The 12,977-nt window shown below is 72.2% G+C and carries 12 protein-coding genes; 5 read left to right on the top strand and 7 right to left on the bottom strand.

Annotated elements, in window-relative coordinates; translation table 11 throughout:
- Nucleotides 1-160 precede the first annotated feature (160 nt).
- Together J2N69_RS06845 and J2N69_RS06840 are read right to left on the bottom strand one after the other, a co-directional pair.
- Nucleotides 161-1,294 carry a GNAT family N-acetyltransferase gene (locus tag J2N69_RS06845; protein WP_230899934.1) on the bottom strand — a complete coding sequence of 378 codons (1,134 nt, stop codon included), beginning with the start codon at nucleotides 1,292-1,294 and terminating at the stop codon, nucleotides 161-163.
- 9 nt (nucleotides 1,295-1,303) lie between these two features.
- The gene (locus tag J2N69_RS06840) at nucleotides 1,304-1,720 is read right to left on the bottom strand and encodes a hypothetical protein (protein WP_230899933.1); all 417 of its coding nucleotides are present in this window, start codon (nucleotides 1,718-1,720) and stop codon (nucleotides 1,304-1,306) included.
- A gap of 233 nt (nucleotides 1,721-1,953) precedes the next feature.
- On the opposite strand from J2N69_RS06840, the gene J2N69_RS06835 reads away from it, so the two are divergent.
- A complete protein-coding gene (locus tag J2N69_RS06835; protein WP_230899932.1) occupies nucleotides 1,954-2,763 on the top strand; it encodes an SGNH/GDSL hydrolase family protein in 810 nt (269 codons plus the stop codon).
- On the opposite strand, the gene J2N69_RS06830 is transcribed toward J2N69_RS06835, so the two are convergent.
- Complete coding sequence (locus tag J2N69_RS06830) at nucleotides 2,733-3,926, bottom strand: serine/threonine-protein kinase (RefSeq protein WP_408056684.1); 1,194 nt, start codon at nucleotides 3,924-3,926, stop codon at nucleotides 2,733-2,735. The genes J2N69_RS06835 and J2N69_RS06830 overlap by 31 nt on opposite strands.
- A gap of 274 nt (nucleotides 3,927-4,200) precedes the next feature.
- On the opposite strand from J2N69_RS06830, the gene J2N69_RS06825 reads away from it, so the two are divergent.
- The gene (locus J2N69_RS06825) at nucleotides 4,201-4,470 is read left to right on the top strand and encodes a hypothetical protein (protein ID WP_127909301.1); all 270 of its coding nucleotides are present in this window, start codon (nucleotides 4,201-4,203) and stop codon (nucleotides 4,468-4,470) included.
- Between the two features lie 138 nt (nucleotides 4,471-4,608).
- Here J2N69_RS06825 and J2N69_RS06820 read toward each other — a convergent pair whose 3' ends face one another.
- The 3 genes from J2N69_RS06820 to hmgA are packed head-to-tail and all read right to left on the bottom strand — an operon-like array spanning nucleotide 4,609 to nucleotide 7,970.
- The gene (locus J2N69_RS06820) at nucleotides 4,609-5,817 is read right to left on the bottom strand and encodes a type ISP restriction/modification enzyme (protein WP_230899931.1); all 1,209 of its coding nucleotides are present in this window, start codon (nucleotides 5,815-5,817) and stop codon (nucleotides 4,609-4,611) included.
- A 25-nt stretch (nucleotides 5,818-5,842) separates the two neighbouring features.
- A complete protein-coding gene (locus tag J2N69_RS06815; RefSeq protein ID WP_230899930.1) occupies nucleotides 5,843-6,592 on the bottom strand; it encodes a GntR family transcriptional regulator in 750 nt (249 codons plus the stop codon).
- Between the two features lie 28 nt (nucleotides 6,593-6,620).
- Nucleotides 6,621-7,970, bottom strand: a complete 1,350-nt coding sequence (gene hmgA, locus J2N69_RS06810; RefSeq protein WP_230899929.1) for a homogentisate 1,2-dioxygenase — start codon at nucleotides 7,968-7,970, stop codon at nucleotides 6,621-6,623.
- A gap of 179 nt (nucleotides 7,971-8,149) precedes the next feature.
- Between hmgA and J2N69_RS06805 the strand changes: the two genes are divergently transcribed.
- The 3 genes from J2N69_RS06805 to J2N69_RS06795 all read left to right on the top strand — a co-directional run bounded on the left by J2N69_RS06805 (nucleotide 8,150) and on the right by J2N69_RS06795 (nucleotide 11,575).
- Entirely contained in the window at nucleotides 8,150-8,782 is a 633-nt protein-coding gene (locus J2N69_RS06805) for a TetR/AcrR family transcriptional regulator (protein ID WP_230899928.1), read from the top strand.
- A gap of 169 nt (nucleotides 8,783-8,951) precedes the next feature.
- On the top strand, nucleotides 8,952-10,388 hold the full coding sequence (locus tag J2N69_RS06800) for a CitMHS family transporter (protein ID WP_230899927.1): 1,437 nt from the start codon (nucleotides 8,952-8,954) through the stop codon (nucleotides 10,386-10,388).
- Entirely contained in the window at nucleotides 10,388-11,575 is a 1,188-nt protein-coding gene (locus tag J2N69_RS06795; protein ID WP_230899926.1) for an MFS transporter, read from the top strand. Before J2N69_RS06800 ends, J2N69_RS06795 begins: the two co-directional genes overlap by 1 nt.
- Nucleotides 11,576-11,758: 183 nt before the next feature.
- Here the strand turns inward: J2N69_RS06795 and J2N69_RS06790 are convergent, their stop codons facing one another.
- Complete coding sequence (locus tag J2N69_RS06790) at nucleotides 11,759-12,970, bottom strand: S8 family peptidase (protein WP_230899925.1); 1,212 nt, start codon at nucleotides 12,968-12,970, stop codon at nucleotides 11,759-11,761.
- Between the last annotated feature and the right edge of the window lie 7 nt (nucleotides 12,971-12,977).

The raw sequence follows: 12,977 nt of genomic DNA, 5'->3' as shown, positions 1-12,977 counted from the left end.
GCGCCCCGCACCGGTGCCATCGCGATCTCGAGCCCTCCCCTTGATCGCATTGCGTGATGGACCGTTGCGGGTGGATGTACGACGGTATTGATGATGAAGACTGTATGGCAAGACCTGGAACGCGGCCTCACGTTTCTCATGATGTGAGCAATCCAGACGATTACCTTCGGACTGCTCTATTCCTTGATTCCTTTCCCAGCGCTCGGATTTCGCCGATCCGCTTGAGCAATTTATCGGCCGGTCCGAAGAATTCCGGCCTGGACAGCACGGTGTTCCGCAGCGCCCGCACCGGGGCGCGCCGCGCCCGGTGTCCGAGAGCCACCGGGTGGCGCAGCGCCACCCACCCCTCGGACACGGCCAGTTCGCGTGTCTTGAGGGAGTCCTTGTAGTCCTTCTGGCCGCGGCCGAGGTCGAGGTACGCGATCCCGTCGGCGGCGGCCGCCTCGGCCATGCGCAGGTGCAGGACCAGGCCGGGCGAGTACTTGGCGAACGCCGGGTCGTACGCGGGGAACCAGCAGGCGAGGACCCGCTCGCTGCGCAGCCCGAAGTGCGCCGCGACCGGCACGTCGGACGCGTAGAGCACCGACAGGACTCCGGCGAACGACCCGGTCCTGGTGTGGAAGAGCCGGCGGACCAGCTCGGTGATCCAGGGGTGCGCGAAGCGGTCGCTGCGTCCCGTCCTGCGGTACTGCGCCGACTTCCACCCCATCAGGGCGGCCAGGGCCGCGGGGTCGCGCTCGTCGTGGACGTAGCGCACCGCTCCGTGGTCGCGGCCGAGCCGGCGCTCCTTGGCGAGGGTCGTCCGGGTGAACTTCGGGGAGCGCTCACGCAGGTGGCCGAGGTAGGTGTCGTAGCCCTGGTCGACGTCGATGACGGGGGAGGGGAAGGCGCGGACGCCGCCCCCGGCGCCCGCCTCGAACGGCCCCTGGCCGCCGACCAGGTGATCGAACTCCCACAGCACGAGCCCACAGGCGCGCAGCAGCTCCCGGGCGTCCCAGCGGAAGCCGGGGCGGTGCACCAGCCCCTGGCAGTCCGAGACGCCGAGACCGACGGCCCGGCCCACGCCGGTGACGGACCGCTGGAAGGGGAAGAACGCCGCCGGTTCGCCGTCCTCGCGTACGACGGCGACGCGCACCCCGCGCCGCCCGTGCGCCGTGGCGAGGGCGAACTCCGGGGCGAGGAAGGGGTTGGCCAGTTCGGGCGCGCCGTCGAGATGTGCCTTGGACTGCAGGGCGGTCCATGCCGCCCGGTCGGCGGCGGTGAGTTCGCCGGGGCGGTGCACGGTGATGTTCACGTCAGGCGGTCACCTTCTCGCCGCACGGCGGCGCGGGCGCCGTGCGGCGGTCAGCAGGAGGGCGAGCGCGCTGAGGCCGGCGACGGCGACGACCCCGCCGCGCACCGACCACACCTGCAGCGCCAGCATGGCCTGCGCCACCAGGAGGTTGACCGCGACGGCACCGGCGACGCAGGCCACGGCGCGGCCCCACGGGTCCAGCGAGCGCAGCGCCGCGGCGAGCGCCGCCGAAGGCGCGGCGAGGAGGAAGAAGAGGGTGCAGGGGCCGCGCAGCGGCGAACTCAGGTCGACGAGCGCGAGCACGGCGCCGACGCCCCCCACGGCGACGGCCGCTCCCGCGATCAGCGGCGGCAGATCCCCGTCGCGACGCCGCCCGGTGCGCCGCCCCGTGTCCGCCGGCGGTGCCTTGATCCCGATGGTCTGCATTGGCGACTTCGCCCCCCGACGCGCCGGATGCCGGGCTTCAATGTCGCGCAGTCCCCGCGGCCCGTCAAGGTACGGAGGGGGCGTGCAGGTGTTCCCCTCCCGGCCTCTGTGACGGGGGTGAACTTCCGGTGCTCCCAGGGGAATTGCGCGCCAATTCGTTGACATGCGCACTATCGACTGGCCGGAGTGCGTGCTACCACGGTCTCGGCGGAAACCCTGCTAAGGGAGGTTCCATGAGATTGTCCCGCATCACGGCATACACGTCCTCACTCCTCCTCGCCGCCGCCTGCGCCCTCACCGGGGCCACGGCGGCACAAGCGGACCAGAACGCGGCAGCCACCGGCTATGTGGCGCTCGGCGACTCCTACTCCTCGGGCGTCGGCGCCGGCAACTACGACAGCGCCAGCGGCGACTGCAAGCGCACCAAGCGCGCCTACCCGGCACTCTGGGCGGCCGCGAACTCACCCTCCAGCTTCACCTTCGCGGCGTGCGCGGGCGCCCGTACGGGTGATGTTCTGACGAAGCAACTGGGCTCGCTCGGCTCCGGAACGGGCCTCGTCTCGATCACCGTCGGAGGCAACGACGCGGGCTTTGCCGACGTCATGACGACGTGTGTGCTCCAGTCCGAGAGCAGCTGCCTGGCCCGCATCGCCCAGGCACGCGCGTACGTCGACTCCACACTCCCCGGCAACCTCGACAAGGTCTACTCGGCGATCGACGCCAAGGCTCCCTCCGCCCGCGTGGTGGTGCTCGGCTACCCCCGCTTCTACAAGCTGAACGGCTCCTGCACGAGCGGCCTCACCGAGCGCGAGCGGGCCGCCATCAACGACGCGGCCGACTACCTCAACACCGCCACCGCCAAGCGCGCCGCCGACCACGGCTTCACCTTCGGCGACGTCACCCGCACCTTCACCGGCCACGAGATCTGCTCGGGCAGCGCGTGGCTGCACAGCGTGAACTGGCTCAACATCGGCGAGTCCTACCACCCGACCGCCGCCGGACAGTCCGGTGGCTACCTCCCCGTGTTCACCTCGGCGGCCTGACCCAGGCCGGCCGTGGGAGGGGCCGAACCGCCCCTCCCACGGCCGCTCGAACCGTCGTCACCGCCGTCGTCGCGGCTGACCAGTGCGTACGTGAGTCCGCCGAGGGCCAGTGCCAGGGCGATGAGCCCGGCGATCAGGACGGCCACCGTGCGGCTGCGGCGGGTCGGCCCGGTCGGCCCGGTCGGCCCGGTCGTCGTGGTGTCCGGGGCGGCGGGGGCGGGCGGCGTGGAGCCGGACGACGCGCCTTCGGCCTTGGCGGTCGGCGGGTGGGGGAGCGGAGTCCCGGTGGCCGGGGTCCCGGTGTTCGGGTTCTCGATGTTCGAGGTCTCGGGGGTGAGCGGTCTGCCGCCCGAGACGATGAGCCGCAGATCGCGCTCGGCGTCGGCCGCCGGCATCCGCTCGGCCGGGTCCTTGCGCAGCAGACCCACGATGACGGGGGTGAGCGGCCCCGCGGCGCGCGCGGGCGGCGCCTCCTCGTCCACGACCGCGCGCAGCGTGCCCAGCGGGGTGTCCCGGCGGAACGGCGAACTGCCCTCGACGGCCGTGTGGAGCAGCACACCGAGGGACCAGAGATCGGACGCGGGACCGTGGGGCCGCCCCAACACCCGCTCCGGCGCCAGGAATTCGGACGAGCCGACGGCCTCACCGGTCACCGTCGGCGCGGAACCGCCCCCGACCGTCGCGATGCCGAAGTCCGTGAGGACCACGCGGCCGTCATTGGCGATCAGTACGTTGCCGGGCTTGACGTCGCGGTGCAGGACCCCGGCGTCATGGGCGGCGCGCAGGGCCGCGAGCACCTCGGCGCCGACGCGGGCGGCGCGCCGCGGCGGCAGGGCGCCCTCCGCGTCCAATACGTCGGAGAGCGAGAGGCCCCGCACCAGCTCCATCACGATCCACGGGCGGCCCTCCTGCCGCGCGACGTCGTGGACGGTGACCACGTTCCGGTGGGGGATGCGGGCGGCGGCCCACGCCTCGCGCTCCACGCGGGCGTAGAGCCGGCCGGCCTCGCTCGCCGGGAGCCCGGCCGGGGCGCACACCTCCTTGACGGCGACCTCGCGCCCGAGCACGTCGTCCCGGGCCCGCCACACGGTGCCCATGCCGCCCTCGCCCAGCGGCGCCAGGAGGCGGTACCGCCCGGCGATCACACGCTCTGGCCGACTCACGGGGCGCCCCCATCCGCAGCGGTGCGATGCTCCACAAACGTAGCAACCGCCCGGAGCCATGACGACAGGTGAGATAGCCCACGCGGCAGGCCATGGACCGGAGTGACGCCGGGCTGTATGTCCAACTCACCCTGCAATCAACCGTATTCGGAGTGTAATCGTCAACCCCCTTGTGGGGGAGGTGAATCCCGTGACCGGGATACGCGTGTGTGAGGACGGGGCGATAGGGTTAACCTGCCCTGGGCCGGGTGCCCTCGTACGGGTGGGGAGTGACATGGAACAGATAACGGTGCGCAGCAGGGCGCGTGTCCCTGCGATCACTTGCGGGAGCAGCGCGAGCAGCTCGCGCCTCGACCGTCACCTCTCGGTGCTGGGCGGCCCTGCCGTCCCGCAGCGTGAGGCGCACGAGGCGACGCTGCTGATGCGTGAGCTCACGTCACGTGACGCCGTGCATGCCCGTAGCAGCAGGGGCTCTCGAGTGAGGCACGTCTCGCTCTTCGCGCCGCTGCGCAGGCTGCGGCGGTCGCTTTTCGGCGGACGCTGACCACGGGTGGTCCCCGGGACTGAGCCGCCGCTCCGCGGCGGATCTTTCCCACCCACCCGCTCACCCTCCTCCCCTGTCACGTGACGCGCGGTCACGTGGCACACGCGTCACGACTCGCGCGGCCACGTCTCACGCGGCTCAGATCAGCGCGAACTGCCCGTCCGGCCCCTCTTCGCGGTGATCGAGGACGGACGCGGGGCGCCGCGCCCCGTCCGGCACGGGCAGCACACCCGCCCCGCCCAGCTCGTCCACGGTGATCCGGCGATCCGCCCCCGTCGCCAACTCCCGCTGCCGCGGCGCCACTTCCGCCATCAGCGCGAGAACTGTGATCAGCTCCAGCAGCTCCGACGTCCAGGCCTGCGGCCACGTCGCCGGCCGGATGGCCTCCAGCGTCCCCGGCCCGGCGTCCCCGCCCGCCGCACGCGCCCCGAACCACCGCTCGATCACCCGCACCCCGCCCACCTCGAACGCCCACGCCTCACGCGGCACCGGCGAGATCACCCCCACCTCGCCGACGCGCAGCACCCGTTCCTCGGCGTCGTACGCCAGTGAGCCCGGGCGCGCGGGCAGGGGCGCGCGGACGTAGGGCCTGCGCCCGCCGGGCAGCTTCGGGCGCTCGCCGTCGCCGCGCACCTGCAGCCACAGCAGCCGTTCCCCCAGCTCCACGCCCCGCGCCCACACTCCGGCGTCCGCCGTGAGCGGCACCCGGCAGCCCGCCGCCGAGCCGGACGCCGTGGCGAGCACCCACGCGAGCAGCGCGCGGGCCGTGACCTCCTGGTCCAGCGCCCGGGAGAGATACGGGAGCAGCCCGGGCGCCACGTTGGGCTCCAGGCCCCCCGGGCGGCGGAAGAGCGGCCGGATGCGCCCCGGCCGCCCGGCCGGGGAGTGACCGTCCGGCAGCACGGCCGAGGCGAGGACCGCGGGCCCCGCGGCCCCGGCGACGTACCCCTGCTCGACCACGAAGAGCTGCCCCGCGCCGGCGACGCGCCACAGCTCGGGCCGGGCGACGTCGATGAGGCGGTGGTCGGGGATCAGCCACTGCTCGTCGAAGGGGCCGTGGAGGACCCGGACGGGCTCGGGGCACGGGCCGCCCTCCCTGGCGAGGCGGACCGTACCGCCCTGGTGGCCCGGGAGTTGGGCGACCGCGGTGTGCAGCGTGCGGGAGCGGGTCGGGCGGAACAGCGCCTCGCGGTCGGCGCCCCGCGCGCGGACGAGGGCCGCCCAGCGGGCCTTCAGGGAGGCGGCGTCCGGTCCCATCGGCCACCCGCGGCCCGGCCGGAGCGGTGCGACGGACCACGGCATGAGATCCGCGAGCAGCGGCGCTTCGTCGTGCGTCACGCCCGGCATCGTACGACGCGCCGGTCCGGGCCGCTCACGTCGCGTCGAGAGTGACCGAGAAGGAGAAGCGGTCGCCGCGGTAGTGGATGCGGGCCACGTCCAGGGTCCGCCCGTCCTCGTCGTACGTGACGCCCGTGTAGTGCAGGATCGGGCTGAGCAGCGGCACTTGGAGGAGGCGGGCGGTCTCCGGGTCGGCGAGCGTGGCCTCGACGGTGTCGGTGATGCGGCTGATGCGCACGCCCACCACGTCGCGCAGGACCTTCGTCATCGGCCAGCGCACCAGGTCGTCCGGGTCGACGCGGGCGGCCAGTTCGGGGCGGATGTAGTTGCGGGCGTGGTTGGTCGGCTCGCCCGTCTTCTCGTCACTGCGCAGCCGGTGGTAGGTCGCCACCTCGGCGGAGTCCGGGAAGTGCCCGGCCAGTTCGGCGGGGAGCGGGGCGGTGCCGTGGTCGAGGAGGCGGGTGGTCATGCCCGACTGCTGGGCCACGATGGCGTCGACCGAGCCGAGGAGGCGGACGGGCGAGCCACGCCGCGCACTGGGCTCGATGAAGGTGCCGCGCCGCCGGTGGCGGGTGATGAGCCCCTCGTCCTCCAGCTCCTTGAGCGCCTGCCGCATGGTCAGCACGCTCACGCCGTAGTGCCCCGCCAGCTGCTCCTCCGTGGGCAGCCGGAGCGGGGCGTCCGGGGTGCGGCCGAGTATCGAGGCGCGCAGCGACTGCGAGACCTGGTACCAGAGCGGCAGTTTCCGATTCAGGACGATCGAGTCCGGGGCGAAAGCGGTCACGGTCTCTCCGAATCAGCGTGTCGGTGCGTCAGTCGCGGAAGTGGCGCTCCAGACCCTGCCATACGTCGTCATAGCCGCGCTGCAGGTGGGACGCGGTGGCAGCCTGCTCCGTCGCCGTCACCGGCCACCGGGTCTCGAACATGAAGGCGAGGCCGTCGTCGATCTTCTGCGGCTTAAGGTCGGCCGCCGACGCCTTCTCGAACGTCTCGCGGTCGGGGCCGTGCGCGGACATCATGTTGTGCAGCGAGCCACCGCCCGGCACGAAGCCCTCGGCTTTCGCGTCGTACGCACCTTCGATCAGGCCCATGTACTCGCTCATCACGTTCCGGTGGAAGTACGGCGGCCTGAAGGTGTCCTCGCCCACCAGCCAGCGCGGCGCGAACACGACGAAGTCGACGCCCGCGAGGCCCGGGGTGTCGGACGGCGAGGTGAGCACGGTGAAGATCGACGGGTCCGGGTGGTCGTAGCTGATCGAGCCGATGACGTTGAAGCGGTGCAGGTCATAGACGTACGGCACGTGGTTGCCGTGCCAGGCGACGACATCGAGGGGGGAGTGGTCGTACGTCGCGCGCCAGAGGTTGCCGCAGAACTTGTTCACCACCTCCACCGGGCCCTCGACCTCCTCGTACGCGGCCACGGGCGCCCGGAAGTCCCGGGCGTTCGCCAGGCCGTTGGCGCCGATCGGGCCGAGGTCGGGGAGCTGGAAGGGGGCGCCGTAGTTCTCGCAGACGTACCCACGCGCCGTCGCGTCGAGCAGTTCCACGCGGAAGCGGACACCGCGCGGGATCAGCGCGACCTCGCCGGGCTCGGCGCGCAGCAGGCCGAACTCGGTGCGCAGCAGCAGGCCGCCCTGCTCGGGGACGACGAGCAGTTCGCCGTCCGAGTCGCTGAACACCCGTGCGTCCATGGAGGAGTTGGCGTGGTAGAGGTGGATGCCCATGCCGGTGCGCTGCGTGGCGTCGCCGTTGCCGCCGAGGGTCCACAGGCCGGCCAGGAAGTCCGTGCCGGGCGCGGGCTCGGGGAGGGGGTTCCAGCGCAGCCGGTTGGGGTCCGGCACCGTCTCGGTGAAAGGGGCCGTGCGGATTGCGCTGTTGTCCGCGCGGGTGAACCGGGGGTGCGCGGCGGAGGGGCGGATGCGGTAGAGCCACGAGCGGCGGTTGTGTGCGCGGGGCTCGGTGAAGGCCGAACCGCTCAGCTGCTCGGCGTAGAGACCGAGGGGGGCGCGCTGCGGGGAGTTGCGGCCGTGCACGAGCGCCCCGGGCACCGCCTCCGAGCTGTGTTCGTTGCCGAAGCCGGAGAGATAGGTCAGCCCTTCGGCCGTCTTGCGCGCGTCGCCCTCGCCCGCACGGCCGGCGTCCCTCACGTGGTCCCCGCTCATCATCGCTCCCTCGTGGCTGCCCTGAAGTCCGATTCCTATGGGACACCGTAGGATTCCGGTTTTCCTTCCGCAAGGGGAAACCCCCTCCTTCTGCCTCGGGAGGGGGGTTGTCCGCAGGTCCGCGACCGGAATGTGGGCGGGGGAAGCCGGGAGGCCGAGCGGTGCCCTACTCTCCCGGAATGCACCACCGGAACCCGCCCAAGGAACCAAGACCCCCGGCCTCCCTGCGCCGCGTGCCCGTGCAGGAGCGCAGCGCGGAGCGCCTGACCCGCATCCTCGACGCCTGCGCCGACGTCCTGGACGAGGTCGGCTACGAAGAGCTGACCACCCGCGCGGTCGCCCGGCGCGCGGGCGTCCCGATCGGCTCGGTCTACCGCTTCTTCGGCAACAAACGCGCCCTCACGGACGCGCTCGCCCACCGCAACCTCGACGCCTACGCCGAGCGGGTCTCCGCCCGGGTGAGCGGCGTCGGGCACGCCGACTGGCGCGGCGCCGTCGACGCCGCCTTCGACGAGTACCTGGAGATGAAACGCACCGTGCCCGGCTTCGGTCTCGTCGACTTCGGCGTGCCCTGTGCCCCGGACGCGATGCCGGACGCGAACGTCCAGGTGGCCGAGCGGGTGGCGGCCCTGCTCGCGGACCACATCGGCGGCCCGCTGGACGCGCGGCTGCGCCGGACCGTGCTCGTCGGCGTCGAGGCGGTCGACGCGGTGCTCCAACTGGCCTTCCGGGGGCGCCCCGCCGGTGACCCGGACCTGATCGAGGAGGCCCGGACCCTCCTGCACGCGTACTTCGCGCGGACGCTGGACTGAGGCGCGGACGCCGGGCCGCGCCGCCGCGTTCCCACTTTGCTGCGTTGACCTGGAGTTTTGCGCTTATTGCTCGCGCGTCAACATCTTGTTAACGCTTCCTGGCGGGTCCTACCGTCGTCCGGACCGCCAGACCTGGTGGGAGTTCGATGGTGAACGTTAGGTAGCCCCCATGCTGACAATCCTCGGATTCGTCATGATCGCCACCTTCCTGGTGCTGATCATGATGAAGAAGATGTCGCCGATCGCGGCGCTGGTGCTGATCCCCGCCCTCTTCTGCGTGTTCGTGGGAAAGGGAGCCCATCTCGGGGAGTACGTCCTCGAAGGCGTCGGCAATCTGGCGCCCACGGCGGCCATGCTCATGTTCGCCATCGTGTACTTCGGCGTCATGATCGACGTCGGCCTCTTCGACCCGATCGTCCGGGGCATCCTGCGCTTCTGCAAGGCGGACCCGATGCGCGTCGTGGTCGGCACGGCCGTGCTCGCCGCCATCGTCTCCCTCGACGGTGACGGCTCGACGACCTTCATGATCACGGTCTCTGCGATGTATCCGCTGTACAAGCGCCTCAAGATGAGCCTCGTCGTGATGACGGGCGTCGCGGCCACCGCCAACGGCGTCATGAACACCCTGCCCTGGGGCGGCCCGACGGCCCGCGCCGCGACCGCGCTGAAGGTCGACGCGGCCGACATCTTCGTCCCCATGATCCCCGCGCTCGCCATGGGCCTGGTCGCCGTCTTCCTCCTCTCGTACGCACTGGGCCTGCGCGAGCGCAAGCGGCTCGGGGTGCTGTCGCTGGATGAGGTGCTGGAGAAGGAGACGGCCGACGAGACGGTTCTCGTGGGCGCGGGCGGCGGCGAGGAGCGGACCTCGCTCATCAAGAAGGCCACCGGCGGCTCGGGTCCCGGCGCGGGTGCGGTCGGGGCGGGTGCCGGGGCCGACGCCTCGAACGACCCGGACGACGACGGGTTTCAGGCACTCGACCCGCACCGCGCGACCCTGCGCCCCAAGCTCTACTGGTTCAACGCGGGCCTGACCGTCCTGCTGCTCACCGCCATGATCATGGAGTGGCTGCCGATCCCGGTCCTCTTCCTGCTCGGCGCCGCGCTCGCCCTCACGGTCAACTTCCCGCACATGCCCGACCAGAAGGCCCGGATCGCCGCCCACGCGGAGAACGTCCTCAACGTCACCGGCATGGTCTTCGCCGCCGCCGTCTTCACCGGCGTCCTCACCGGCACCGGCATGGTCGAGCACATGGCCGACTGGCTCGTCGGCGCCATCCCCGAGGGCATGGGCCCGCACATGGGCCTGGTGACCGGCCTGCTCTCCATCCCGCTCACCTACTTCATGTCCAACGACGGCTTCTACTTCGGCGTCCTGCCGGTCCTGGCCGAGGCCGTCCAGGCCCACGGCGTCTCCACCCTGGAGATCGCCCGCGCCTCCATCGCCGGCCAGGCGCTGCACATGTCGAGCCCGCTCGTGCCGGCCGTGTACGTGCTCGTCGGCATGGCCAAGGTCGAGTTCGGCGACCACACCAGGTTCACCGTCAAGTGGGCGGTGCTCACGTCGCTGGTGGTGCTCGGTGCCGGAATCCTCTTCGGCATCATCTGATGCCGTACGCGATACCCGGGCCCGGTGGCAGGGGCTGGCTGCTCCGTCTCGTCATCGCCTTCAGCTTCGCGCAGGGGGCGGTGTCGATGGCGCGGCCCGCCGTCTCCTACCGGGCCCTCGCGCTGGGCGCCGACGAACGCGCCGTCGGCGTCATCGCGGGCGTCTACGCCCTGCTGCCCCTCTTCGCCGCCGTGCCGCTGGGCCGCAGGACCGACCACGGGCGGTGCGCGCCGCTGCTGCCCCTCGGCGTCGTCCTGATCTCCGGAGGCTGCGCGCTGAGCGGCATGGCGGGCTCACTCGCCGCGATGGCCGCGTGGAGCGGCGTGATGGGACTCGGCCACCTCTGCTTCGTGATCGGCGCGCAGTCGATCGTCGCCCGGCAGTCCGCGCCCGACGAACAGGACCGCAACTTCGGGCACTTCACCATCGGCGCCTCCCTCGGCCAGTTGGTCGGGCCGATCGCCGCGGGCGTCCTGATCGGCGCCGACATGGGCCGTACGAGTGCGCTGGCCCTGCTCGTCTCGGCGGCGGTCGGCACGGTGTCACTCACCTCGCTGTGGCGCATCGAGCACGTACGTCAGGCACCGGCCGGGCGGCAGCGGGACGGGCGGGGTGACGGGCGGGTTCCGGTGCTCGGCATCCTGCGCGCCCGGGGCGTTTCCGCGGGCATCTTCATCAGCCTCGCCGTGCTCTCCGCGACGGACATCCTCACCGCCTACCTGCCGGTGGTCGGCGAACACCGCGGCATCGCGCCCGCCACGGTAGGGCTGCTCCTGAGCCTGCGCGCCGCGTCGACCATCGCCTGCCGCCTGGTGATGACGCCGATGATCCGGCTGCTCGGCAGGACGGCCCTGCTCACCGGCTCCTGCCTGCTCGGCGGAGTCCTGTGCGCGGGCATGGCGCTGCCCGTACCGGTGTGGGGGCTCGCCCTGATGCTCGCCGCGCTGGGCTTCTGCCTCGGGGTCGGACAGCCGCTCTCCATGACAACGGTCGTCCAGGCCGCGCCCCCCGGCGCCCGCTCGACGGCCCTGGCCCTACGCCTCACCGGCAACCGCCTGGGCCAGACAGCGGCCCCCGCCGCAGGGGGCCTCCTCGCAGGAGCAGCGGGCGTGGCGGCCCCATTCGCAATGCTGAGCGGGCTGCTCCTACTGGCGGCAACCTTGGGAGCACGCACAAAACACCCCTGAGGCACCGCCCCGCCAGGGGCGCGAGGAACTGCGCGCCCAGCCACACTCGTCCCGCACGGGCCAACGGCGAGGCCCCGGCAGACGACACCGCACAACACCGCAGCGCACCACAGGCCCCGGCACGGCAACGCCCCGGAGGCGTCGACAACCCCCGGGGCGCAACTACCCGTACAGCACCGCAGGTTACGGCACGATCTTGAGAAGCCGGTTCGGAGAACCGGTACCGGGGCTGGTCACGACACCCGGCGTGGCCCCGTTCACCAGAGCGGAAGCGACCTGCGCCGGCGTGGCCGAGCTGTGCCCCGCCAGGTAGATCGCCGCGGCACCCGCGACGTGCGGCGTGGCCATCGACGTACCGGAGATGGTGTTGGTCGCCGTGTCGCCGGTGTGCCAGCCCGCCTTGATGGAGACGCCCGGCGCGAAGATGTCCAGGACCGAACCGTAGTTGGACCAGCTGGCCTTCGCGTCGTTGCTGCCGGTCGCGCCCACCGTGATGGCCGCGGGGACCCGGGCGGGGGAGGAGTTCGCCGCGTTGACGCCCTCGTTGCCCGCGGCGACCGCGTAGGTGACGCCGTCGGCGATGGAGTTCTTCACCGCGTTGTCCAGCGAGGTGGAGGCGCCGCCGCCGAGCGACATGTTGGCCACGGCCGGGGCGCCGGCGGTGTGGTGCCGGGTCACCCAGTCGATGCCCGCGATGACCCCGGCGGTGGTGCCGGAACCGTTGTTGTCGAGCACGCGGACGGCCACGACCTTGGCCTTCTTGGCGACACCGTACGTCGTGCCCGCGACGGTCGTGGCGACGTGCGTGCCGTGGCCGTTGCCGTCCTGGGCGGTGGTGTCACCGTCCACGGCGTCATAGCCGTTGACCGCGCGGCCGCTGATCTCCGAGTGCGAGATGCGCACGCCGGTGTCGATGATGTACGCGGTGACGCCCGAGCCCGCGGTGTCCGGGTAGGTGTAGCCGCCGTTGAGCGGCAGCTTGGCCTGGTCGATGCGGTCCAGGCCCCAGGGGGCGTTGGTCTGCGTCGCGGTGGCCCGGACCCGCTGGTTCTGCTCGACGGTGGCGACCGCGGGGTCGGCGGCGAGGCGTCTCGCCTCCGCCGCGCTCAGCTTCGCGGCGTAGCCGTTGAGCGCGGACTTGTAGGTCTTCGTCACCGAGCCGCCGTACTCGGCTATGAGGCCCTTGCCCTGGCTCGTGGCGGCCTTGAGGCCGGAACTCTTCTTCAGCGTGACGATGTAGCTGCCCTTGACCGCGTCGGCGGAGCCCGCGGCGATCACGGTGCCCTCTGCGGGAGCGGCCTGGGCGGGCAGAGCGGTGACCGTGCCGAGAACAGCGGCGGCGGCGGTCGAGATCGCGGCGGCGATCACAGTCTTCTTGCTACGCGGCATTGCCATTACGAGG

The sequence above is a fragment of the Streptomyces huasconensis genome (assembly GCF_021028635.1).
Taxonomy (GTDB): domain Bacteria; phylum Actinomycetota; class Actinomycetes; order Streptomycetales; family Streptomycetaceae; genus Streptomyces; species Streptomyces huasconensis.
The sequence above is the reverse complement of the archived record's forward strand: the minus strand, read 5'-3'. Positions and strand labels throughout refer to the sequence as shown.